Below are 22506 nucleotides of genomic sequence, written 5' to 3'. Positions count from 1 at the left end.
GTACATACGGATGATGTGGAGAACCCATGGCTCATCTGGGATCGAGGCGCGGCCGAGCTCTCGCCCTGCCGGTCGGCCTCGCGCTCACGGCCTCGCTCGGCTTCCTTCCCTCCGGCGCCTCGGCCGCGGAGCTGAGCGACGCCCCGGTCGCCGCCGTGGCGTCGGACGGGCCGCAGCTGTCGTACGTCGTGAACGTCGACGGGGGCCACTCGGCCGCCAAGTCGGTGAAGAAGGCGATAGCCGCCGCCGGCGGTACGGTCGTCGTCGCGTACGACCAGATAGGCGTGATAGTCGTCCACTCGCAGAACCCGGACTTCGCGAAGCAGGTCCGCAAGGCGCGCGGCGTGGTGTCGGCCGGCGCGACCCGGACCGCCCCGCTCTCCGTGCAGGGCGACAAGTCCGTCGGCGGCGGCACGCAGGCGCTGTCCGAGGCCGAGGCCAAGGCCGCCGCGGCCCGCGCCACGGACGAGCAGGACGCCCTGGAGCCCCTGCAGTGGGACCTCCCGGCGATCAAGGCCGACAAGGCGCACCAGCGGACGCTCGGCAGCAAGCGCGTGACCGTCGCCGTCATCGACACGGGCGTGGACGACACCCACCCGGACCTGGCGCCGAACTTCAACGCCAAGGCCTCCGCCAACTGCGTCTCCGGCAAGCCGGACACCACCGCGGGATCGTGGCGTCCGAACCCGGGCGAGAGCGACCACGGCACGCACGTCGCCGGTACGATCGCCGCCGCCAAGAACGGCATCGGCATCACCGGTGTCGCCCCGGGCGTGAAGGTCGCCGGCATCAAGGTGTCCACCCCGGACGGCTTCTTCTACACGGAGGCCGTGGTCTGCGGCTTCGTGTGGGCGGCCGAGCACGGCGTCGACATCACGAACAACAGCTACTACACCGACCCGTGGATGTTCGCGTGCAAGGACGACGCGGACCAGAAGGCCCTGATCGAGGCCGTCACCCGCGCCACCCGCTACGCGGAGCGCAAGGGCACGGTCAACGTGGCGGCGGCCGGCAACTCCAAGTTCGACCTGGCGGCCGACTCGATCGTCGACGACAGCAGCCCGAACGACTCCACGCCGGGCGGCCGGACCATCGACCCGAAGAAGTGCCTGGACTACCCGGCGATGCTCCCGGGCGTCGTCACGGTCTCCGCGACCGGCGCCAAGGGCCTGAAGGCGTCGTACTCCAACTACGGCCTCGGCGTGATCGACATCGCGGCGCCCGGCGGCGACCGCACCGCGTACCAGACGCCGGACGCCCCGGCGGTGAACGGCCTGATCCTGTCGACCACGGTCAACGGCGGCTACAACTACAAGGGCGGCACGTCGATGGCGTCGCCGCACGCGGCGGGCGTCCTGGCGCTCATCAAGTCGAAGCACCCGACCGCGAGCCCGGCGGCGCTGAAGGCCCTGCTGTACGCGCAGGCCGACAAGCACGCCTGCACCAACCCGTACGACATCGACGCCGACGGCAAGGTCGACGCCGTCTGCGAGGGCGGGAAGAACAAGAACGGCTTCTACGGGGCCGGGATCATCGACGCGCTCGACGCGGTCCGCTGGTAACCACCGACGGAGATCGGGGCCCCGGTGCGGTACGCCGCACCGGGGCCCCTTCGCGTGGGCCGGGTGCCATAGTGCGGTCCATGGACGACGACACGGTGCGCGGCGGTACGGAGTCCCTGTGGGCGGCCCTCGGCGGTGATCCCGCCCTGGTCGGCCGGGCGGTGTTCACGGGGCCCTCGGGGCTGCTGCCGGCCCGGCTGCCGGTGATGGACCTGGCGCGGGCGACGGTCGCGGTGGCGGGGCTCGCGGCGGTGGAGCGGGCGGGGCTCCCGGGGCCGGTGCGGGTGGACGACGGGGCCGTGGCCACCGCCTTCACCAGCGAGCGGCACCTGCGGATCGACGGGCGGGCGCCGGTGAACTTCGCGCCGCTCTCCCGCTTCTGGCGGGCGGCGGACGGGCGGGTCCGCACCCACGCCAACTATCCGCACCACCGGGCGGCCCTGCTCGCCGCCCTCGGCGTGCCCTCCGGTTCACCGGAGGACGCGACGGCGGGGGCGGTGGCGGCGGCGATCGGGGAGCGGACGGCCGCCGAGGTCGAGGAGGCGGTGTACGGGGCCGGGGGCCTGGCCGTCGCCCTGCGGACGCCCGGGGAGTGGGCGGCGCACCCGCAGGGCCGGGAGGTGGCGGCGCGGCCGCCGCTGACCCGGGAGCGGCTCGACGAGGCCCCGCCCCGGCGGCGTTCCGGACCGCTGCGGGTCCTGGACCTGACCCGGGTGCTCGCGGGTCCGGTGGCGACCCGGACCCTCGCGCTGCTGGGCGCGGACGTGCTGCGGATCGACCCGCCGGGCAACCCGGAACTGCCGGACCAGCACGCGGACACGGACATCGGGAAGCGGACGGCCGCCCTCGACCTGGACCGGCCCTCGGACCGGCGCGCCTTCGACGAACTCCTCGACGCGGCCGACGTGCTGGTGACCGGCTACCGGCCGGGCGCGCTCGACCGCTTCGACCCGCACCGGCCGGGGCTCGTCACGGCCCGGATCTCGGCCTGGGGCGACTACGGACCCTGGGGCGGGCGGCGCGGCTTCGACTCGCTGGTGCAGGCGGCGACCGGGATCGCCGTCGTGGAGGGCTCGGCGGAGGAGCCGGGCGCGCTGCCCGCGCAGGCCCTGGACCACGGCACCGGCTATCTGCTCGCGGCGGCGGTCCTGCGGTCGCTGACCGAGCAGGACCGGGACGGCGGCACCCGGCTGGTCCGCGTCGCCCTCGCGCAGACGGGCCACTGGCTGACGCACGCCCTGCCCGCGTACGCGCCCGAGCGGTACCTCACCGAATCGGACGGCCCGCTCGGACGGCTGCGGCACGCCCTGTCGCCGGTCGCGTACGAGGGCGGCCCGACGGGCTGGTCACGGCCGCCGGGGCTGCCGGGGGCGGACGGGGCGGTGTGGCTCTGAGGAACGTCCTCGTCCGTCCCGGGCCGTTATCTCGTTGACCGCCTCCGGTGGGCGGTGCTGGAGTCGGCACGTGGACAGCATCCCCGCCAACCGGCGGCTCTGGAACCGGATCAGCAGCACCTACCAGCAGGAGCACGACCCGCAGATCGGCGCCGCGCCGCGGCTGTGGGGCATGTACTCCGTCCCCGACGCGCGCCTGCGCGCCCTGGGCGACGTCACCGGCAAGCGCGTCCTCGAACTCGGCTGCGGCGCCGGCCAGTGGTCCAGGGCGCTCGCCGCCGAGGGCGCCGCCGTGGTCGGGATCGACCTGTCCGAGGCCCAGCTCGCCGCGGCGGACCGCGCGATGGGAGCGGTCCGCTACCCGCTGGTGCAGGGCGCCGCCGAACGGCTCCCCTTCGCCCCGGACAGCTTCGACCTGGTGTTCTGCGACTTCGGCGGGCTCAGCTGGGCGCCCCCGCACCTGGCCGTCCCGCAGGCCGCACGCGTCCTGCGCCGGGGCGGGCGCCTGGTGTTCAACGTCGCCAGCCCGTGGTTCGAAGCCTGCTACGACGAAGCCGCCGGTCGCGTGACCACGACGCTGCGGCAGGACTACTTCGGGCTGGACGCCATCGCCGAGGGCGACGGCGCGACCAGCTATCAGCTCACCTACGGCGACTGGGTCAGGGTCCTGCGCGGCGCGGGGCTCGTCATCGACGACCTCATCGAGCCGCGGCCCGACCCCGGAACGGCCAACGGCTACAACGAGACCGACCCGCCCGACTGGGCACACCGCTGGCCGGCGGAGCTGCTCTGGGTGGCCGGCAAGCCGTGAGTTCCGCCGCGCGGGGACGTGCGGGGCGGCGGCCCGATCGACGTCACACCCCCGCCGCCCCCAGCAACGACCCCGCCCCGTACGTCACCGCCATCGCCAGGGCCCCGCCCGCCACGTTGCGGAGGACCGCGCGGGCCGGCGGGGCGGCGCCGAGGCGGGCGCTGGACCAGCCGGTGAGGGCGAGGGCCGCGAGGACCGAGAGGACGGTGACCCAGAGGCGGGCCGGGGGCGGCGGCAGGACGATCGCGAGGAGCGGGAGCAGGGCCCCGGCGGTGAAAGCGAGGAAGCTGGCGCCGGCCGCGTGCCAGGGGTTGGTGAGGGCGTCCGGGTCGATGCCCAGCTCCACGCGCGCGTGGGCGCGCAGGGCGTCGCGGGCCGTGAGCTGTTCGGCGGCCTCCCGGGCGACGTCCGGGGAGAGGCCGCGGGCGGCCAGGAGGGCGGCGAGCTCGTCCAGCTCGGCCGCCGGCCGCTCGCGCAGTTCGCGCTTCTCCTCGGCGAGCGCGGCCTTCTCGGAGTCGCGCTGGGTGGAGACCGAGACGTACTCCCCCGCCGCCATCGACATCGAGCCGGCGAGGAGCCCGGAGAGGCCGGCCGTGAACAGCGCGGACCCGGACCCGGTGGCCCCGGCGACGCCGACGACGAGGCCCGCCGTGGAGACCACGCCGTCGTTGGCGCCGAGGACCGCGGCCCGGAGCCAGTTGAGGCGGGAGCCGAGGCCGCCGCCGTGGGCCTCGTCGTGCGCGGCGGGCGCGGAGGACGCGGGAGGCGCGGGGGGTTCGGTCACGTGAGGAGGGTCGCACCCGGCGGGGCGCGGCCCCCGGAACGACCCGCCCGGGGCCGGGCGGGACCGGTCCGCCCGGAGCACCGAGGAGGGGATTGTCGGCCGCGGCCCGTATCCTCAATGACCATGCTCGACGACCGCACGACCGCAGCAGCGTGGCCGACCGCCTACCCGCAGGGGTACGCGGTCGTCGACGTGGAGACCACCGGCCTCGCCCGCGACGACCGGATCGTGTCCGCCGCCGTCTACCGGCTGGACGCCCAGGGGAACGTCGAGGACCACTGGTACACGCTCGTCAATCCCGAGCGGGACCCCGGACCGGTGTGGATCCACGGGCTGACCAGCGACGCCCTGGAGGGTGCTCCGCTCTTCCCGGAGATCGCGGCCGAGTTCGCGGCCCGGCTCGACGGACGGGTGCTCGTCGCGCACAACGCGATCTTCGACTGGCAGATGATCGCCCGGGAGTACGCGCGCGCCGAGTCCGCCGCGCCCGTGCGGCAGCGCCTGTGCACGATCGCGCTCGCCAAGCAGCTGTCGCTGCCGCTGCCCAACCACAAGCTGGAGTCGCTCGCCGCGCACTTCGGCGTCGAGCAGCGGCAGGCGCACAACGCGCTGGACGACGCGCGGGTGCTCGCCGAGGCGTTCCGGCCCAGCCTGCACGCGGCGGCCGAGCAGGGCGTGCGGCTGCCGCTCCTGGAGTGCCGGCCGCTGACCGAGTGGGCCACGTCCCCGGTCGCGCCCGCCGCGTACCCCTCCTCCTCGTACCGGGCGAACAGCTGGCGCCCCTCGCGGAAGCGGCCGGCCTGTCCTTACCCCAATCCCGGCCGGTACGAGACCGACAAGCCGCTCAGGCAGGGGATGCGGGTGGCGTTCTCCGGGGACACCTCCGTCGACCGCGAGCTCCTGGAGGACCGCACGGTCGAGGCCGGTCTCCACGTCGCCGGCAGCGTCTCGCGGCTGACGAGCCTGCTGGTCACCAACGACCCGGACTCCGCCACCTCCAAGACCCTCAAGGCCCGGTCCTTCGGCACGCCCGTCGTCGACGAGGCCGCCTACACCCAGCTCCTGCGGGACGTGGCCCCGGCAGACGGGTGACGTCCCCGGGCCCTCCGGGCGCGCCGGTCGGCGCGCGCCCGCGGGGAGCCCCACCCTGTGGCGCATGGCACGTTGTGAGGTCTGCGGAAACGATTACGGCATGTCCTTCGAGGTGCACGCGCAGGGCGCGGTGCACGTCTTCGACTGCTTCGCCTGCGCCATCCACCGCATGGCGCCCATCTGCGAGCACTGCCGGGTCCAGATCATCGGCCAGGGCGTCGAGGTGGAGGGCAGCTGGTACTGCGGCGGCCACTGCGCCCGCGCGGAGGGGAGGGTGGGCATCGTCGACAAGGTGTGAGCACCCGGCCTGAAGAAACGATTCCGGACGACGGTCCCCGAGCCCGCCGAACCCCCCTGCGTGCACCCCGTGACCCCCGCTGTACGGTCATGGGGTGTACCGCTTCCTGTTGTCCCGGCAGTGGGTGATCCTCACCCTGATCGCCCTCGTCCTCGTCCCGACGATGATCGAGCTGGGCTTCTGGCAGTTCCACCGGCACGAGCGCCGGGTCGCCCAGAACGCCCTGATCCAGGACAGCATCAGCGCGGCGCCGGTGCCGGTCGAGGAGCTCACCTCCCCCGGCCACACCGTCCCGCGCACCGACTACTGGCGCCCGGTCACCGCCACCGGCACCTTCGACACCGCCCACGAGGTGGTCGTCCGCCGCCGCACCTCCTCCGACGACCGGATCGGCGTGCACGTCCTGACCCCGCTGGTCCTGCGGGACGGGAAGGTCCTGGTCGTCAACCGGGGCTGGGTGCCGGCCGCCGCCGACCAGCACTCCTATCCCCAGGTGCCGCCCGTCCCGAAGGGCGAGGTCACGATCACCGGCCGCCTCAAGGCGGACGAGACGACCGACGCCAGCGGCATCAAGGACCTCAAGGGCCTGCCCGACCGCCAGGTCATGCTGATCGACAGCCGGCAGCAGGCCGAGCTCATCGGCCGCGAGGTCCTCGGCGGCTACGTCGAGCAGACCGGGCCCGCCGCCGACTCCCCCGAGCGGATCTCCGAGCCCGACCACGACTCGATCGGCGCCCACATGGCGTACGCCGTGCAGTGGTGGCTCTTCGCGGCCGGCGTGCCCGTCGGCTGGGTGATCCTGGTGCGCCGCGAGAGGCGCGACCGGGAGGCCGCAGCCGCGCCCGGGGCCGCCGGGACGCCGGAACCGGCCACCGCGGAGACCCCGGCCACACCGTCGCGCTGATTGACCGCCGCCGCTTCCGGGAAAAGCCCGAGCGTGACGCAACACATCGACGACTACGCCCTCATCGGCGATCTCCAGACCGCCGCGCTCGTCGGCCGCGACGGATCGGTCGACTGGCTGTGTCTGCCCCGGTTCGACTCGGCCGCCTGCTTCGCCGCCGTCCTCGGCGACGAGGAGAACGGACACTGGCGGATCGCCCCCAAGGGCGCCACGACCTGCACCTCCCGCCGCTACGCCGAGGACTCCCTCGTCCTGGAGACCTACTGGGAGACCCGTACCGGCACCGTCAAGGTCGTCGACTTCATGCCGCAGCGGGACGTCTCCCCCGACGTGATGCGGATCGTCGAGGGGATCAGCGGCAACGTCGAGATGGCCGCCGTCCTGCGGCTGCGCTTCGACTACGGCTCGATCGTGCCCTGGATGCGCAGGGCGGACGGGCACCGGGTGGCGGTCGCCGGTCCGGACGCGGTCTGGCTGCGCAGCGAGCCGCACGTGAAGACCTGGGGCCAGCAGTTCTCCACCTGCTCCTCCTTCACCGTCGCCGCCGGCGAGAAGGTGGCCTTCGTGCTGACCTGGCACCCCTCGCACGAGCCGCGCCCGGACCTGATCGACCCCTTCGAGGCCCTGGAGCAGTCGCTCGCGGACTGGCGGGAGTGGGCGGCCCGCTGCACCTACCGGGGGCCCCACCGGGAGGCGGTGCTGCGCTCCCTGATCACCCTGAAGGCGCTCACCTACGCCCCCACCGGCGGGATCGTCGCCGCCCCGACCACCTCCCTGCCGGAGGAGGTCGGCGGCGTGCGGAACTGGGACTACCGCTCCTGCTGGCTGCGCGACTCCTCCCTGACCCTCGGGGCGCTGCTCGCCGCCGGGTACGTGGAGGAGGCCGCCGCCTGGCGGGACTGGCTGCTGCGCTCGGTCGCGGGCGACCCGGCCGACCTCCAGATCATGTACGGCCCGGCCGGGGAGCGGCGGCTGCCCGAGACGACCCTGCCGTGGCTGCGGGGGTACGCCGACTCGGCGCCGGTGCGGACCGGGAACGCGGCCGTGGACCAGTTCCAGCTCGACGTGTACGGCGAGGTCTTGGACTCGCTCAACCGGGCGCGGGAGGCCGGGATCCCGGCGGAGCGGCACGCCTGGAACCTCCAGCTGAGCCTGCTGGGCTTCCTGGAGGCGGTCTGGCGGGAGCCGGACGAGGGGCTGTGGGAGGTGCGCGGGCCGCGCCGCCACTTCACCCACTCGAAGGTGATGGCCTGGGTGGCCGCCGAACGGGCCGTGCGCACCCTGGAGGCCGACCCGTCGCTGCCGGGGGACGCGGCCCGGTGGCGGGCCATGCGGGACGACATCCACGCCCAGGTGTGCGACAGGGCGTACGACCCCGTGCGGAACACCTTCACCCAGTCGTACGGCTCGCGGGAGCTTGACGCCGCCACCCTGCTCATCCCGCAGGTGGGCTTCCTGCCGCCGGACGACCCCCGGGTGGTGGGCACGGTGGACGCGGTCATGGCGGAGCTGATGCACGACGGCTACGTGCGCCGCTACAGCGCCGAGTCGACGGCGGTGGACGGCCTGCCGGGGCAGGAGGGGACCTTCCTGGTCTGCTCGTTCTGGCTGGCGGACGCGCTGCGGATGACCGGGCGGCCCCAGGAGGCGCGGGTGCTCTTCGAGCGGCTCGTCGCGCTCGGCAACGACGTGGGGCTGCTCGCGGAGGAGTACGACCCGGCGACCGGCCGCCAGCTCGGCAACTTCCCGCAGGCCTTCAGCCACATCGGTCTGGTGGGCACGGCGTTCGCGCTGGCAGCGGACGATCCCGACCCGGCAGGATAGGGCCATGGATCTTGGACTGAAGGACCGTGTGTACGTGGTGACCGGCGCGACGCGGGGGCTCGGCCGGGCCTCGGCGGAGGCGCTGCTCGCGGAGGGCGCCAAGGTGCTGGTGACCGGGCGCGAGGAGAAGACGGTCGCCGAGGCCGTGGAGGCGCTGGGGCCGGGCGCGGCCGGGATCGCGGCCGACAACACCGACCCGGGGACCCCGGACCGGCTGATCGCGGAGGCGCGGGCCCGGTTCGGCGGCTTCGACGGCATCCTGATCAGCGTCGGCGGCCCGGCGCCCGGCTTCGCGGCGGACAACACCGACGAGGAGTGGGCCGCCGCCTTCGACACCGTCTTCCTGGGGGCGGTGCGGCTGGCCCGCGCGGCGGCCGGGACGCTGGGCGAGGGCGGGGTGATCGGCTTCGTCCTGTCCGGTTCGGTCCACGAGCCGATCGCCGGTCTGACCCTCTCCAACGGGCTGCGCCCGGGGCTGGCCGGCTTCGCCAAGTCCCTGGCCAACGACCTGGGGCCGCACGGGGTGCGGGTGATCGGGCTCCTGCCGAGCCGGATCGACACGGACCGGGTGCGCTCCCTGGACGCGCTCTCCGGGGACGCGGACGCGGCCCGCGCGGCGAACGAGGCGACGATCCCGCTGCGCCGGTACGGCACGCCGGAGGAGTTCGGGCGGACGGCGGCCTTCCTGCTGTCGCCGGCCGCCTCGTACCTGACCGGTCTGATGCTGCCGGTGGACGGCGGGGCCCGAAGCGGCTTCTGAGCCGCCTTCCCGGTGGAGCGCCGCCCCCGTCAGGTGACCCGGCGGGCGCGGTGCTTCGCCGCGCGCAGCCGCGCCTCGGTGGGCAGCGCGGACAGGCCGGTCGAGGTGCGGGCGTTGGCGAGGGCCTGGGAGCCGAGGGTGGCGAGGGCGTCGGCCGGGGCCGCGTACGGCTCCAGCCGGAGCTTCACGCGGGCGCGGGGGGCGGTGCGACGGCCGGTGAGGGAGACCCGGGCCCGCTCCACGCCGTCCTGGGAGGCGGCGTCGGCCTCCAGGACGCCCTCCAGGGCCCGGCCGCGCAGGACCGCCTCGTCGCCGTCGCCGCTGTCGACGGCGACCTCGGCGAGCCGGGCCCGCCGGAACTGGGCGATCAGCCACCACAGGGCGAGCAGGACGATCACGCCGAGGACGGCGATGACCACCGGCCACCACCAGCCCTCGTCCCGCCAGCGCTGCCGGTCGGCGGTGGTGAGCAGGACGTCGGAGGGGCCCGACCAGGGCCACCAGGACGGTACGGAGAGGCCGGCCGCAGCGGCGAGGACGGAGCCGCCGAGGACGACGAGGACGAGCCCGGCCAGGCCGAGCAGGACGCGGTTGACGCGGCGGAGGACGACGGTCACCTGCGGACTCCTTCCCGGGGCACCGGGGTCTTCGTACGGGATGTCTTCGCGTGCGGTGTCTCGGTGCGGGGTGTCGCCGTGCGGGGCGCCTTCTCGCAGAAGGCACCCGAGCGGGAGGCCTTCCCGCCGGCCGCCGGGGTCTTCGCGCGAAACGTCATCGGCCCGGTCATCCCTTCCGGGGCGGCCGGGCCACCCGTACCTTCGGCGCGGGCGGGCGGGCGAGGGCGAGTTCGCCGATGCCGGTGGCGACGGCCCGCTCCAGGTCGGCGCGGACCTCGTCGAGGTCCCGGAAGTGCGAGACCGCCCGGACGGCCGCCTTGGAGCGGCGGACGCGCACCTTCGCGGACTGCACGCCGGAGACCTCCATGGCGCGGTCCCGCAGGATGAGGGCCGCGGCCTTGCGGTCGAGTCCGGCCCGTACGTCGGGGTGGTCCCGGCGCATGGGGAGGACGGAGCGCAGTCCGGGAGTGAGGGCCAGGAACAGGAGCCAGAGGCCGAGGAGCGCCGCGAGGGACGCGCCTGCCATGACCCAGGTGGAGTCGAGGGGCCGGGTCGCGAGGCCGTCGGCCACCTCCTTCCGCCAGGCCATGGCGGAGTGGTCGGCCCGTACGGCCGCCACGTCGTAGAGGAGCAGCCCGGCGCCGCCGAGGACGACGGCGGCGAGGAGGGCTGCGGGAACGCGGCGCACCGCCCAGAAGCGGCGGGCGGGGGCCGCGGGGGCGGTGTCGGGCTTCCGCTTCTCCTCCTCCGGTGCGGAGGAGGGGGCCGGTGCCGGGGTGGTGGTCATGAGAGGCGGCCCCTCGGCGTGTCGTCGCGGGTGAGGGCGGAGTGGAGCCGTTCCACGTCGACGGTCACCTCGTGGACCTCCAGGCCCACGAGGTGTTCCACCCGGCTGCGGACCCGGCTCCGGACGGCGCGGCACTGGCGGCCGACATCGGAGGGGTAGTCGAGTTCGAGGCTCACCGCGACCCGGGCGGCGTCCCGGTGGACGACGACCGAGGCGTGGGGCTTCGAGCCTCCCTCCGGGACGCGGCCGAGCGCCTCCCGGGCCGCCTGGGCGGCGATCTTCGCGACGACCCGGTCGGCGATGTCGGTCGCTCCCCGGTCACGCACCGGGTCGTGTGCCGCGTCCTCCGCCGGGTCCGCTGCAAGGTCCGTCGCCACCCCCCGTCACCGCCGCCGGTCGCCGCGCTCGCGTCCCCGGAAGAAGTCCCCGGGTTCCAGGTCGCCGTCGGCGAAGCGGCCGACCACGAAGCCGACCGCTCCGAGGGCCGCGACCAGTACGAACGCTCCGAAGCCGCCGAAGTATCCGGCGAAGCCGAGAGCCATGCCGGCCAACAGGCCGACCACCGCCATGCTCATTCCTAGTCCCTTTCCTGGCCCTGTCCGCCGGTTTTCCGGTGCCCGCCGGGGTCGACGGGCCTCTTACTGGAGCCGGCGCTGGTCGTCGTCGCCGTCGTCGTCGTCCTCGTCGTCGGGCAGCTTCACGTCGCTGACCGCGATGTTGACCTCGACGACCTCGAGACCGGTCATCCGCTCCACGGCGTTGACGACGTTCTCCCGGACATTGCCCGCGACGTCGGAAATGGCGTACCCGTACTCGACGACGATCTCCAGGTCGAGCGCGGTCTGCACCTCGCCGACCTCGGCCTTCACCCCGCGAGTGGCGTTTGCCTTGCCGCCGCCCCCGCCGGGGACCCGGTCGCGTACGGCACCGAAGGTGCGGGAGAGGCCGCTGCCCATAGCGTGGACGCCGTCGACGTCGCGCGCGGCGAGGCCGGCGATCTTCTCCACGACACCGTCGGCGATGGTCGTCTTGCCTCGGGTGGCGGCGGGGCCACCGCCTCGCTTGGCCACGGACGTGCGACGTGCCTCGTCCGTGCCGGAGTCTCCGGTGTGGGTGGTGTCCGTCATCAGGTTTCGCCCCTTCTGGGTTATTTCGGGGTTCTTCGATCACACTAAGGGCGCTTTCCCCAATCCGCTCCCGCAATGCGGCAGTCTGGGGGAATGACGACGGCTGAGGGTTGGACGGCGGCGGTCCGGGACCGCCTGGCCCCGGGCAGACTGCTGCCCCTGGGCACGGCGGAGGACGGCGCCTGGATCGCGGAACGGGCGGCGCGGCAGGTCCTCGACGGGGCCGCCGGGGCGGTGCGGGGCGTGGTGCCGGGCAGGATCCGGGTCGGACCCGATCCGGACGGGGAGCCGGGTCCGGAGCCGCTTCCGGCTCCGCCGGGCGCCCTGCCGCCGGGCCCGCTGCGGATCGCGGCGGAGTTCGGGGCGGTGGCGGGCCGGCCGTTGCCGGAGGTGTCCGAGGAGCTGCGGGCGGCCCTGCTCCGGGCGGCGGACGGGATCGGGCTCCCGGTGACGGCCGCGGACCTGCGGGTGACGGAGCTGCTCGACGCGGCGCCGGAGGAGGAGCCGGCCGCTCCCCCGCCGGGGCGGCCCTCCCCGGCGACGGACGATCCGGTGGCCCTGGCGGTGCTGCGGGTCGAGGGGGTGGCGGGGGTGACGGACGCGCTGGGGCCGCCCGTGCGCCGGAGCGGGGACGCGCTGCGGGTCGAGCTGGCCGTGACGGCCGGCCGCCGTCCGCTGGACGTGGCCCGTGCCGCCCGGAGCGCCGCGACCGCGGCCGCCGAGGGGGCGACCGCGGTCACGGTGCTGGTGTCGGAACTGCGCTGAGGGCGGCGGGGATCAGTCGCCGAGGCCCGCGAGGTCGCGCAGGCGGCGGCCCTGGGCGGCGCGCTCGGCGACGCGCTGCTCCTCGTAGGAGCGGCCGGAGACGCCCTGGAGGAGCGCCTTGGTCTCGTTGACCGCGTCACGGGGCGCCGCGAGCAGGGCGGCGGCGAGGTCCCGTACGGCCGCGTCGAGCTGGTCGGCGGGCACGGCGAGGTTGGCGAGGCCGGTGCGCTCGGCCTCGTCGGCGTGCACGAAGCGTCCGGTGGCGCAGATCTCCAGGGCGCGGGCGTAGCCCACGAGGGAGACGAGGGGGTGCGTGCCGGTGAGGTCGGGGACGAGGCCCAGGCTGGTCTCGCGCATGGCGAACTGCACGTCCTCGGCGACGACCCGCAGGTCGCAGGCGAGGGCGAGCTGGAAGCCCGCGCCGATGGCGTGCCCCTGGACGGCCGCGATCGACACGAGGTCGCCGCGGCGCCACCAGGTGAACGCCTCCTGGTACTCGGCGATGACGGCGTCGAGGTCCTCGTCGGACCCCCGCGCCATGTCGAGGAAGGAAGGCTCGCCGTCGAAGCCCTCAGGCGTGAACGCCTGCCGGTCGAGCCCGGCGGAGAAGGACTTGCCCTCGCCGCGCAGGACCACGACCCGCACGCTGCCCGGCAACGACCGCCCGGCTTCCGTCAACGCCCGCCACAGAGCGGGAGACTGGGCGTTGCGCTTCGCCGGATTGGTCAAGGTCACCGTGGCAACGGCGTCCTCGACGGTGAGCCGTACACCGTCCTTGTCGAATACGAGCTCAGAGTCGTCGAGCGTAGTCATGGGGCGCCTCCGGTTCCGGTGCAGCACTGCATCCGATGCTAAGTGACTGCACAGTAACCACCCGGTAGGCCGCAGGGCCGACCGGGTGGCCACCGGGAGACCCGGTGGCCCGGTCGGGCCGCCCCTGTGTCAGGCCGAGGCCGCCTTCTTGCCCCGGGTCGCCCCGCCGCGTCCGCGCAGCGTGACTCCGGACTCGCTGAGCATCCGGTGGACGAATCCGTAGGAGCGGCCGGTTTCCTCGGCCAGCGCCCGGATGCTCGCACCGGAGTCGTACTTCTTCTTCAGGTCTGCCGCGAGCTTGTCGCGCGCGGCGCCGGTCACCCGGCTGCCCTTCTTCAGAGTCTCGGCCACCCGTGCCTCCTCATGGGAAGTGCGCTCTGGACTTCTCATGATCACCCCTCCCGTCCGTCCTGGCCACCCATTCGACAAGGTCCGTGCCGCTTCGTTGGTGGACGAGTACCGCTTCGCCACGACCGGAACCACTTATTCCGGTCTCAGGTAAAGCCGTCCCTGTACCGGGCGGAGCGGGAAGTGCCAGGTCAGCGGGGGGCCGGGGACACACGTGGGCGCGGGCCTGCCGGAAGGATTCAGCAGAGCACCGCGCCGACGGGTACGAGACGCACTCACTCAGATGAAGGATCACCCATGAGCCGAATGATCCAGCCCCGAGTGATCGTTCCGGGGCCGGGAGGGGTCCCCGTGGGGTTTCCGCGGGGAACCGCGGGGCCCCGGCGGTTCAGGCCAGGGCCACCAGGTCCGCGTAGTCCGCGCCCCACAAGTCCTCGACGCCGTCCGGGAGCAGGATGATCCGCTCCGGGTCGAGCGCCTGCACGGCCCCCTCGTCGTGGGTGACGAGGACGACGGCGCCCTTGTACGTGCGCAGCGCGCCGAGGATCTCCTCGCGGCTGGCCGGGTCCAGGTTGTTGGTGGGCTCGTCGAGGAGCAGCACGTTCGCCGAGGAGACGACCAGGGTCGCCAGGGCGAGCCGGGTCTTCTCGCCGCCGGAGAGCACCCCGGCCGGCTTGTCGACGTCGTCGCCGGAGAAGAGGAACGAGCCCAGCGTCTTGCGCACGTCGACGAGGTCGAGGTCGGGCGCGGCCGAGCGCATGTTCTCCAGGACGGTCCGGTCCGGGTCGAGCGTCTCGTGCTCCTGGGCGTAGTAGCCGAGCTTCAGGCCGTGGCCCGGGGTGACCTCGCCGGTGTCGGGCCGCTCGACCCCGCCGAGCAGGCGCAGCAGGGTCGTCTTGCCGGCGCCGTTGAGGCCGAGGATGACGACGCGCGAGCCCTTGTCGATGGCGAGGCTCACGTCGGTGAAGATCTCCAGCGAGCCGTACGACTTGGAGAGGCCCTCGGCCGTCAGCGGGGTCCTGCCGCAGGGCGCGGGCTCGGGGAAGCGCAGCTTGGCGACCTTGTCGGAGGCGCGCACCGCGTCCAGGCCGGAGAGCAGCCGCTCGGCGCGCTTGGCCATGTTCTGCGCGGCGACGGTCTTGGTGGCCTTGGCGCGCATCTTGTCGGCCTGCGAGTTGAGCGCGGCGGCCTTCTTCTCGGCGTTCTGGCGCTCGCGCTTGCGGCGCTTCTCGTCGGCCTCGCGCTGCTGCTGGTAGAGCTTCCAGCCCATGTTGTAGACGTCGATCACGGAGCGGTTGGCGTCCAGGTAGAAGACCTTGTTGACCACGGTCTCGACCAGGTCGACGTCGTGGGAGATGACGATGAAGCCGCCGCGGTAGGTCTTCAGGTAGTCGCGCAGCCAGATGATCGAGTCGGCGTCGAGGTGGTTGGTGGGCTCGTCGAGGAGGAGCGTGTCGGCGTCCGAGAAGAGGATCCGGGCGAGCTCGACGCGGCGGCGCTGACCGCCGGAGAGGGTGTGCAGCGGCTGGCCCATGACCCGGTCGGGCAGGCCGAGGGCGGCGGCGATGGTGGAGGCCTCGGCCTCGGCCGCGTAACCGCCCTTGGTGAGGAACTCGGTCTCCTGGCGCTCGTACTGGCGCAGGGCCTTGTCGCGGGTGGCGCCGCTGCCCGTGGCGATGCGCTCCTCGTTCATCCGCATCTTCTTGAGGAGGGTGTCCAGGCCCCGGGCGGAGAGGATGCGGTCGCGGGCCAGGACGTCGAGGTCGCCGGTGCGCGGGTCCTGCGGGAGGTAGCCGACCTCGCCGGAGCGGGCGATGGTGCCGCCGGCGGGCTGGCCCTCGCCGGCCAGGCACTTGGTGAGCGTGGTCTTGCCCGCTCCGTTGCGGCCGACCAGGCCGATGCGGTCGCCCTTGGCGACGCGGAAGGAAGCGGACTCGATGAGGACGCGGGCGCCGGCGCGCAGCTCGATGCCGGAAGCGGTGATCACGGACAGACTCCAGGGCGGTGGGGATACGGCGGAAGGACGGGGTGGAGGGCTTCGACGCCGCTAATGCACGGGGAGAATGGCCATACGGCCAGTCTAACGGGCCCCTGCAAATGCTTTTCGGCCGTACGGGGCGCGGAGCGCCTCCGTCCGGGCCTCCCCTCCGCCCGCCGCTCCCGGCGGACCGCATCCGTCCGGGCCTCCCCCACCCGCCGCTCCCACCGGCGCTTCGCAAAAGAAGCGCCGGGTACACGGGCGTCCGATACTCGGCGCAGGGCGGCGGTCACTGCCCGGCGGACAGCGGAGGGTGGTGGACCGTGCAGTTCGACGACGACGCCGATCTGGACACCTCGGAGGTCAATGACTCCCGGGGCAGCCGGATCCCGGGCGGCGGGGCGACCATCGGCGGCGGGATCATCGGTCTCGTCGCGCTGGTCCTGGGGCTGTTCTTCGGCGTGGGCCCCGACCAGCTGGGGCTCTCGGACGGCGGCGACCAGCCGGCCGCGACCTCGTCCTCGGCGACCCAGGTGGACCAGGTCTGCAGGAAGGGCTCGGACGCCAACACGCGCGACGACTGCCGGATCGTCGCCGTCGTCAACAGCGTGCAGGACTACTGGCGGAGCGAGTACGGGCGCCGGGGCGGGACCTACAGCACCGCCCCCACCGAGCTCTTCACCCAGCGGGTCGGGACCGCGTGCGGCACGGCGACCTCGGCGGTGGGGCCGTTCTACTGCCCCGGCGACCGGCAGGTCTACCTGGACCTGGACTTCTTCGAGGAGCTGCGCACCAAGTTCGGGGCGAGCGGCGGACCCTTCGCCCAGGCGTACGTGGTGGCGCACGAGTACGGCCACCACGTGCAGAACCTGATGGGGACCCTGGGCCGCGCCCAGGACGGACGGACCGGCGCGGACTCCAACGCGGTGCGGGTCGAGCTCCAGGCCGACTGCTACGCGGGCGTGTGGGCGCGGCACGCGACGACCACGCCCGACGAGAAGACCGGCCGGCTGCTGCTGACGAAGCTCACCGACCAGGACATCCGGGACGGCCTGGACGCGGCGGCCGCGGTGGGCGACGACCGGATCCAGGAGAGGTTCCAGGGCCGGGTGACGCCGGAGAGCTGGACCCACGGCTCGGCGGCGCAGCGGCAGCAGTGGTTCTACCGGGGGTACGAGACGGGCGACATGGCCCGGTGCGACACCTTCCGCTGAGTTGTCGGTGGCGGCTGTGAGAATGAGACCTGGATCACACGCGACCGAATTCGAGAGGACGTGGTCGGGATGACCGGGGCACCCCACATCTGTCCGACGCTGCTGTACGAGGACGCGAAGGCGGCGATCGAGCTCCTCACGGAGGGCTTCGGCTTCACCGCGACCGGTGTGTACGAGGGCGAGGACGGGCGCGTCGTGCACGCCGAGCTGTCCTTCGGGAACGGCGTCGTGATGCTGGGCAGCAAGGGCACCGGGAGCGCGTTCGACAGGGCGATGGCGGGCGCCGGTCCCGCGGGCGTCTTCGTGCACGTGGACGACGTGGACGAGCACCACGCGCGCGCGGTCGCCCACGGGGCGGAGGTCCTGACGCCGCCCGCGGACCAGGAGTACGGCGCCCGGGACTACATGGCCCGGGACGCCGAGGGCAACATCTGGAGCTTCGGGACGTACGCCCCCGGCTCGGCGGAGTAGCCGGGCGCCGGGGGCGCCCGTCCCGGGCACCGGTCGGAGGCCCCCGGCGCCCCGGCGCCGTGGGTCACGCGCCCCCGGTGTGCACCTGGAACGCGGCCCTGCGGACCGCCTTGGCCAGGGCCGGGTCCGGGTGGGCGGCGGCGAGGGCGACCAGGACCTGGACGGTACGGGGGTGGCCGACGGCCCTGATCTCGTCGAGCAGCGCGGGGACGGTGCCCTGCACGGCGGAGTCGAGGTGGCGGACGAGCAGCGCGCTCTCGCCGTGGTCGGCGACGGCCGCGGCGGTGTCCACCCAGAGCCAGGTGGCCTCCTCCCGGGTCAGCACCTCCTGGGCGTCGTCCGGGTCGGCGCCCTCGTACTCCGCGAGCCAGAGCAGCGCGTACGGGCGGAGCGAGGGCTCGGCGACGGTGGCCCGGACCTCGGCCTCGGCGGGGGCGCCGACGACCCGGAGCGCCTCGAAGGCGAGGCCGCGCAGCAGGGCGTCCTCGCCGCGGGCGACGGCGAGGAGTTCGGCCACGGCGCTGGAGAGGGTGCGGGCCGCGAGCCAGGCGCGGTACTCGTCGCGGGCCGGGCCGGGGGTGAGCCGGGCGCAGCCGCGGAGCATGTCCCCGGCGGACTGCTCGATGTTGCCGGCGGGGCTCTGCGCGGCGACGCAGATCTGCTCCAGCTTGACCCACACGGCCCAGTTGCCGAGCGGGGTCAGGGTGGCGTGGCGCTCGCCGGCGCCGAGGTCCAGGGTGAGCGCGCCGACGGCGGCCAGGCCCTCCAGGGCCCAGTCGAGGAGGGCGGGCAGCCCGTCGGCGCCGTCCTCGGCGGGCGCCTCGGGGGCCTGTTCGGGCGCGGGGACCTCGCAGCGCTCCCCGCGGAGCTCCTCGACCCGCTGGCCGAGGAGGTCGAGGAGGGCCGGGACGAGGACCGGGCCCTGGGAGAGCTGGAGCAGCGAGAGCACCTGCGGGAGGGCCTCGACGACCTCGGCGACGGCGCTCGGGGCGACGCCCTCGGGGGCCGGGTGCACCAGGGACCAGGCGTCGAAGAGGGCGACCCAGCCGCGCAGCACGGCGGAGTCGTCGCGGTCCCAGGCGTGCAGCCGCCAGCCGGGGCGGGCGGTGTCGCCGTGGAGCTCGACGAGTCCGGCGAGCCGGGCGCGGTCCCAGCCGGCCCGGACCTGGCCGGGCGTCAGGTCGAGCGCGGCGGCGGCCCGTTCCTGCGGGGGGACGGCGCCGGGGCCGGTGCGGGGGGCCGTCCGGGCGCCGCCCTCGACGGCGGCCCAGCGGGCGATCCGTACGGCGTCGGCGAGGACGTGCCGGGCCTGGCGGGCGAGTTCCGCGCGGGGCGGAGTGCCCTCGGGCGGCCGCGGCGCCGGCCGGGTGCGCCGGGTCGTCACGGCCCGGCGGGCGGTGGCCAGCGACCGCGGGCGGACGAGTCGGAGTCTGGAGTTGCGCGCCAATGGTTCATCGGGCTTTCGAGACGTCACGGGAGCAGTCTTCCCGCTGACGGCCCGAAAGCCCAATCGGAACCGGCCGCGCCGTCGGAACGGAGTCCGCGGAGGGTCCGCGAAGGGCCCGCGAAGACCGTACGGAGGCCTCGCGGAGGGTTCGGAAAGACCGGGCGAAGGTCCTCCGGTCGGGCACTCCCGGGCGGTGTGGAGAAGGTGCCGGGGAAGCCTCGGAGCAGGGGGCTCAGAGCAAGGGGACGAGGAAGCGGCGCAGGGACTCCTCGTAGCGGACCGGGTCCGGGTTCCACATCGCCGCGTGCGGGGCGTCGCGGACGGTCTTGAGGCTGATCAGGTCGGGGCGGCGGGCGGCGAGTTCGACGGAGGGCTCCCAGGGGGCGATCGCGTCCTCGGGGCCGTGGAAGAGCAGGACCGGGGCGCGCAGGGCGCCGGGGGCCGAGGCGAGCTGGAGGAGGTCGCCGTGCGGGCCGGTCCTGCCCCGGGCCGCGCGGACGGCGAGCGGCATCAGGAATCCGGGAACGTGCCGGGCCGACGCCAGGTTGCGGAGGGTGACCTCCCAGTCCAGGACCGGGGAGTCGAGGACGAGGCCGGCGATCCGGTCGCGCACCCCCGACGCGGCGGCGGCGCGCAGGGCCATCGACGCCCCGGGCCCCCAGCCGTGCAGGACGACCTTCCGGGCGCCGCGGCGGACGGCGTAGCGGAGGGCGGCGTCGACGTCGCGCCACTCGGAGTCGCCGAGGTGGGCGAGGCCGTCCGGGGAGGGCGGCGCGCCCTCGTCGCCCCGGTAGGCGGGGACGAGGACCGGGATCCGGTGCCGGTGGTAGAAGGGGACGACGTTGAGCGGGTGCTCGCGGGTGGTGCCGAGGCCGTGCAGGGCGATCACCCAGGTGGTGCGCGGCGCGGGCACGAGCCAGGCGGGCAGGGGGCCGAGTTCGCCCGGGATCTCCACGTCCTCGTGGTCGAGCCCGAGGGCGCTCGTGGGCGTGCCCCGGTGGAGCGCGGGGGTGAGCCGGACGCGGGCGCCGGGCCCGGGGGCACCGAGCTCGACCCGCTCCAGGCGCCGGACGGCGGTGTCGGCGGTGTGCGGGGCCCGGTCGAGGACGGGGCCGAGGACGGCGTGCAGTCCGTGGCCCTCCATGCCGTACGTGCCGGGGCGCAGCGAGGCGAGGCTGCGGGTGAGGGTGATCCGGTCGGGGCCCGCGGCGTGCACGGTCAGTCTCGGATCGCCGGGCAGGGGGCGGACGGACGACGCCCTGAGGGCGAGGTCGCTGGCGTACCGGCCGGCCGCGACCGCGGCCGCGCCGGCACCGAGCAGGGTGGTGACGGCCGCTGCCGTCGCTGTAGCCGGGCGCACACCCCCAGTGTCCGCAGGACGGGACCGGGGTGCCACCGGAAGGTGCGGAGGGGTGCGTTCCGGCGCCCGGGGCGCACCCCGGGAGAGTGACGCGGCTCTCCTCGGCGGTGTCCCCCGGTCGGGTGGTCCGGTCCGGGGAGCGGAACGGGACGGCGGGGGAGGAACCGGGGCGGGCCGCCGAGGCCTTGCGCGGGCCCGGATTACCCGGGGTCGCAGGGTGACCGCATCGTGGACGGCGTCGCTCGCGGACCGCTCCGGAGGGCCGAGCGGAATCTCTTGACACCGGTTGGGGACACCACGCCGCCCGACCCAGTTCATCTTCCGTTCACCCAGGTTGCTTACGTTCGACCAGCCACTGACGTCGAACGATTGCCTGGGTAAATGGAACACATCACGCTGCTGCTCGCCATTGTGGTCGTGACAGCTCTCGTGTTCGATTTCACGAACGGTTTCCACGACACCGCCAACGCGATGGCCACGACCATCTCGACCGGTGCGCTCAAGCCCAAGACGGCGGTGGCCATGTCCGCCGTGCTCAACCTCGTCGGCGCGTTCCTGTCCGTGGAGGTCGCCAAGACGATCTCCGGCGGGATCATCAACGAAGAGGGCATCCGCACAGAGGTGATCTTCGCCGCGCTGGTCGGCGCCATCCTGTGGAACCTGCTGACGTGGCTGCTCGGACTCCCGTCCAGCTCCTCCCACGCGCTCTTCGGCGGCCTCATCGGCGCCGCGGTCATGTCGGCCGGCTGGTCGGCCGTGAACGGCCCCACCATCGTCACCAAGGTCCTCATCCCGGCCGTCGCCGCGCCGCTCGTCGCGGGTCTCGCCGCGATGTTCGCGACCAGGCTGACGTACCGGATCAAGGCGAACCCCGAGGCGAAGGCCACGGCCAAGGGCTACCGGGCCGGCCAGATCGCCTCCGCCGGTCTCGTCTCGCTCGCCCACGGCACCAACGACGCCCAGAAGACGATGGGCATCATCACCCTCGCCCTGGTCACCCAGGGCGTCGTCGCCCCCGGCTCGAACCCGCCCCTCTGGGTCGTCGTCTCCGCCGGTGTCGCCATCGCGCTCGGCACCTACCTCGGCGGCTGGCGCATCATCCGCACCATGGGCAAGGGCCTCACCGACCTCCAGCCGCAGCAGGGCTTCGCCGCCCAGACCAGCGCCGCGACGGTCATCCTGGCCTCCTCGCACCTCGGCTTCTCCCTCTCCACCACCCAGTCCTGCTCGGGTGCCGTGATGGGCGCCGGCCTCGGCCGCAAGGGCGGTGTCGTCCGCTGGTCGACCGCGACCCGGATGTTCGTCGCCTGGGGCCTGACCCTGCCCGCCGCGGGCCTGGTCGGCGCCGGCGCCGAGTTCCTCACCAAGCAGGGCCCCTGGGGCATCGCCGCCGTCGCGGTCCTGCTCGTGACCGGCTCGGCCGTCATCTGGGCGCTCTCCCGCCGCAAGCCGGTCGACCACCACAACGTCACGGCCGACGACCTCGACGCCTCCGACGCCGAGCCCGCGGGCGTGGTGACCACCGCCATCGCGGCCGTCACCCCGCCGCCGCCGGCCGGCTCCGTGGCCGCCGTCACCGACGAGAACCTCAAGGCGACCATCCTCGCCCCGGCCCCCACCGACCCGACCGCTCCCCCGGCCCCGGCCGCGAAGGTCTAAGGAAAGAACCACATGAAGATCGACTGGGCAGCCCTCGGCTCCGTCTTCGGCGTCAGCCTCGTGGCGACCGTCGCCCTGGTGGGCCTCTTCACCCTCGGCATCGTCGGCCTCACCAAGCAGGAGGAGGCCGTGGCCCGGGGAGGCTCCGCCGCCCTGGCCCGCACCGGCGCCTACGCCTGCTTCGGGCTGTGCCTGGCGGCCGTGGCGTACGGCATCTACCTGATCGTCGTCTGACGGTCCCCGCTCCACCGGCCGGGCGGTCCGCACCTTCGGGTGCGGACCGCCCGGCTCTTTTCTGTGGTGCTCCGCACAGTGCGCCGCCGCAGGTCAAGGCTGGGTTGACGCTTGTTCTCGGGGCGTGGTGGACTGCCGAGGCCATTACGGCGGCAGCAGAGGAAGCCCGGTGCGAATCCGGCGCGGTCCCGCCACTGTGACCGGATCCGAGGGTCCGGGAGTCAGGAACTCTCGCCGCCGGTCACGTCGATCCAGGG

24 protein-coding genes and 1 riboswitch are annotated in these 22506 nt (G+C 74.3%); of the genes, 13 read left to right on the top strand and 11 right to left on the bottom strand.

All coding sequences use genetic code 11. The annotated features are described in order from the left end of the window. Positions 1 to 26: 26 nt before the first annotated feature. From AB0398_RS20175 to AB0398_RS20165, 3 genes are all read left to right on the top strand, one after another. Positions 27 to 1562, top strand: a complete 1536-nt coding sequence (locus tag AB0398_RS20175; protein WP_366376854.1) for a S8 family serine peptidase — start codon at positions 27 to 29, stop codon at positions 1560 to 1562. Between the two features lie 80 nt (positions 1563 to 1642). Then, complete coding sequence (locus tag AB0398_RS20170; protein ID WP_366376852.1) at positions 1643 to 2956, top strand: CoA transferase; 1314 nt, start codon at positions 1643 to 1645, stop codon at positions 2954 to 2956. A gap of 70 nt (positions 2957 to 3026) precedes the next feature. Then, positions 3027 to 3767: a class I SAM-dependent methyltransferase gene (locus AB0398_RS20165; RefSeq protein WP_366376851.1), complete on the top strand. Its 741-nt coding sequence runs from the start codon at positions 3027 to 3029 to the stop codon at positions 3765 to 3767. Positions 3768 to 3810: 43 nt separating this feature from the next. Here the strand turns inward: AB0398_RS20165 and AB0398_RS20160 are convergent, their stop codons facing one another. Continuing rightward, the gene (locus AB0398_RS20160; RefSeq protein WP_366376849.1) at positions 3811 to 4551 is read right to left on the bottom strand and encodes a VIT family protein; all 741 of its coding nucleotides are present in this window, start codon (positions 4549 to 4551) and stop codon (positions 3811 to 3813) included. A 117-nt stretch (positions 4552 to 4668) separates the two neighbouring features. Here AB0398_RS20160 and AB0398_RS20155 point away from each other — a divergent pair, with 117 nt between their 5' ends. From AB0398_RS20155 to AB0398_RS20135, 5 genes are all read left to right on the top strand, one after another. After that, positions 4669 to 5643 (top strand): DEDDh family exonuclease, encoded by a 975-nt coding sequence (locus AB0398_RS20155; protein ID WP_366376847.1) that lies wholly within the window; start codon positions 4669 to 4671, stop codon positions 5641 to 5643. Positions 5644 to 5707: 64 nt separating this feature from the next. Further along, on the top strand, positions 5708 to 5941 hold the full coding sequence (locus tag AB0398_RS20150) for a hypothetical protein (RefSeq protein ID WP_265866015.1): 234 nt from the start codon (positions 5708 to 5710) through the stop codon (positions 5939 to 5941). A 94-nt stretch (positions 5942 to 6035) separates the two neighbouring features. Further along, entirely contained in the window at positions 6036 to 6845 is an 810-nt protein-coding gene (locus AB0398_RS20145; protein ID WP_366376845.1) for an SURF1 family protein, read from the top strand. Between the two features lie 33 nt (positions 6846 to 6878). Beyond that, the gene (locus AB0398_RS20140; RefSeq protein WP_366376843.1) at positions 6879 to 8669 is read left to right on the top strand and encodes a glycoside hydrolase family 15 protein; all 1791 of its coding nucleotides are present in this window, start codon (positions 6879 to 6881) and stop codon (positions 8667 to 8669) included. 4 nt (positions 8670 to 8673) lie between these two features. Beyond that, a complete protein-coding gene (locus tag AB0398_RS20135; RefSeq protein WP_366376842.1) occupies positions 8674 to 9429 on the top strand; it encodes an SDR family oxidoreductase in 756 nt (251 codons plus the stop codon). 29 nt (positions 9430 to 9458) lie between these two features. Here AB0398_RS20135 and amaP read toward each other — a convergent pair whose 3' ends face one another. The 5 genes from amaP to AB0398_RS20110 all read right to left on the bottom strand — a co-directional run bounded on the left by amaP (position 9459) and on the right by AB0398_RS20110 (position 11960). Beyond that, positions 9459 to 10046 (bottom strand): alkaline shock response membrane anchor protein AmaP, encoded by a 588-nt coding sequence (gene amaP / locus AB0398_RS20130; protein WP_366376840.1) that lies wholly within the window; start codon positions 10044 to 10046, stop codon positions 9459 to 9461. A gap of 166 nt (positions 10047 to 10212) precedes the next feature. After that, positions 10213 to 10833, bottom strand: coding sequence for a DUF6286 domain-containing protein (locus AB0398_RS20125; protein ID WP_366376838.1), 621 nt, complete (start codon positions 10831 to 10833; stop codon positions 10213 to 10215). Further along, entirely contained in the window at positions 10830 to 11210 is a 381-nt protein-coding gene (locus AB0398_RS20120; protein WP_366376837.1) for an Asp23/Gls24 family envelope stress response protein, read from the bottom strand. The genes AB0398_RS20125 and AB0398_RS20120 overlap by 4 nt, the downstream gene beginning before the upstream one ends. Positions 11211 to 11216: 6 nt before the next feature. Further along, entirely contained in the window at positions 11217 to 11408 is a 192-nt protein-coding gene (locus AB0398_RS20115) for a hypothetical protein (RefSeq protein WP_366376835.1), read from the bottom strand. 63 nt (positions 11409 to 11471) lie between these two features. Beyond that, positions 11472 to 11960, bottom strand: a complete 489-nt coding sequence (locus AB0398_RS20110) for an Asp23/Gls24 family envelope stress response protein (protein WP_366376834.1) — start codon at positions 11958 to 11960, stop codon at positions 11472 to 11474. Between the two features lie 93 nt (positions 11961 to 12053). On the opposite strand from AB0398_RS20110, the gene AB0398_RS20105 reads away from it, so the two are divergent. Continuing rightward, positions 12054 to 12725 (top strand): hypothetical protein, encoded by a 672-nt coding sequence (locus AB0398_RS20105; protein WP_366376832.1) that lies wholly within the window; start codon positions 12054 to 12056, stop codon positions 12723 to 12725. Between the two features lie 12 nt (positions 12726 to 12737). Here AB0398_RS20105 and AB0398_RS20100 read toward each other — a convergent pair whose 3' ends face one another. From AB0398_RS20100 to AB0398_RS20090, 3 genes are all read right to left on the bottom strand, one after another. After that, a complete protein-coding gene (locus AB0398_RS20100) occupies positions 12738 to 13538 on the bottom strand; it encodes an enoyl-CoA hydratase/isomerase family protein (RefSeq protein WP_366376830.1) in 801 nt (266 codons plus the stop codon). 129 nt (positions 13539 to 13667) lie between these two features. Beyond that, positions 13668 to 13889 carry a helix-turn-helix domain-containing protein gene (locus tag AB0398_RS20095; protein WP_006123601.1) on the bottom strand — a complete coding sequence of 74 codons (222 nt, stop codon included), beginning with the start codon at positions 13887 to 13889 and terminating at the stop codon, positions 13668 to 13670. Positions 13890 to 14274: 385 nt separating this feature from the next. After that, positions 14275 to 15873 carry an ABC-F family ATP-binding cassette domain-containing protein gene (locus AB0398_RS20090; protein ID WP_366376829.1) on the bottom strand — a complete coding sequence of 533 codons (1599 nt, stop codon included), beginning with the start codon at positions 15871 to 15873 and terminating at the stop codon, positions 14275 to 14277. A 314-nt stretch (positions 15874 to 16187) separates the two neighbouring features. On the opposite strand from AB0398_RS20090, the gene AB0398_RS20085 reads away from it, so the two are divergent. Then, the gene (locus AB0398_RS20085) at positions 16188 to 17078 is read left to right on the top strand and encodes a neutral zinc metallopeptidase (protein ID WP_366376827.1); all 891 of its coding nucleotides are present in this window, start codon (positions 16188 to 16190) and stop codon (positions 17076 to 17078) included. Between the two features lie 69 nt (positions 17079 to 17147). Further along, positions 17148 to 17549 (top strand): VOC family protein, encoded by a 402-nt coding sequence (locus AB0398_RS20080; protein WP_366376825.1) that lies wholly within the window; start codon positions 17148 to 17150, stop codon positions 17547 to 17549. Positions 17550 to 17613: 64 nt separating this feature from the next. On the opposite strand, the gene AB0398_RS20075 is transcribed toward AB0398_RS20080, so the two are convergent. Together AB0398_RS20075 and AB0398_RS20070 are read right to left on the bottom strand one after the other, a co-directional pair. Continuing rightward, positions 17614 to 18933 (bottom strand): hypothetical protein, encoded by a 1320-nt coding sequence (locus AB0398_RS20075; RefSeq protein WP_366376928.1) that lies wholly within the window; start codon positions 18931 to 18933, stop codon positions 17614 to 17616. Positions 18934 to 19228: 295 nt separating this feature from the next. Further along, entirely contained in the window at positions 19229 to 20356 is a 1128-nt protein-coding gene (locus AB0398_RS20070; protein WP_366376823.1) for a hypothetical protein, read from the bottom strand. A gap of 381 nt (positions 20357 to 20737) precedes the next feature. On the opposite strand from AB0398_RS20070, the gene AB0398_RS20065 reads away from it, so the two are divergent. Together AB0398_RS20065 and AB0398_RS20060 are read left to right on the top strand one after the other, a co-directional pair. Then, on the top strand, positions 20738 to 22015 hold the full coding sequence (locus AB0398_RS20065; RefSeq protein ID WP_366376821.1) for an inorganic phosphate transporter: 1278 nt from the start codon (positions 20738 to 20740) through the stop codon (positions 22013 to 22015). A 12-nt stretch (positions 22016 to 22027) separates the two neighbouring features. Further along, positions 22028 to 22249, top strand: coding sequence for a hypothetical protein (locus tag AB0398_RS20060; RefSeq protein WP_366376819.1), 222 nt, complete (start codon positions 22028 to 22030; stop codon positions 22247 to 22249). A gap of 111 nt (positions 22250 to 22360) precedes the next feature. Further along, a riboswitch (cobalamin riboswitch) is annotated at positions 22361 to 22503 on the top strand. Positions 22504 to 22506 lie beyond the last annotated feature (3 nt).

The sequence above is a fragment of the Streptomyces sp. NPDC086147 genome, assembly GCF_040702165.1.
Classification (GTDB): Bacteria; Actinomycetota; Actinomycetes; order Streptomycetales; family Streptomycetaceae; genus Streptomyces.
This window is presented reverse-complemented; position numbering and strand designations above follow the sequence as displayed.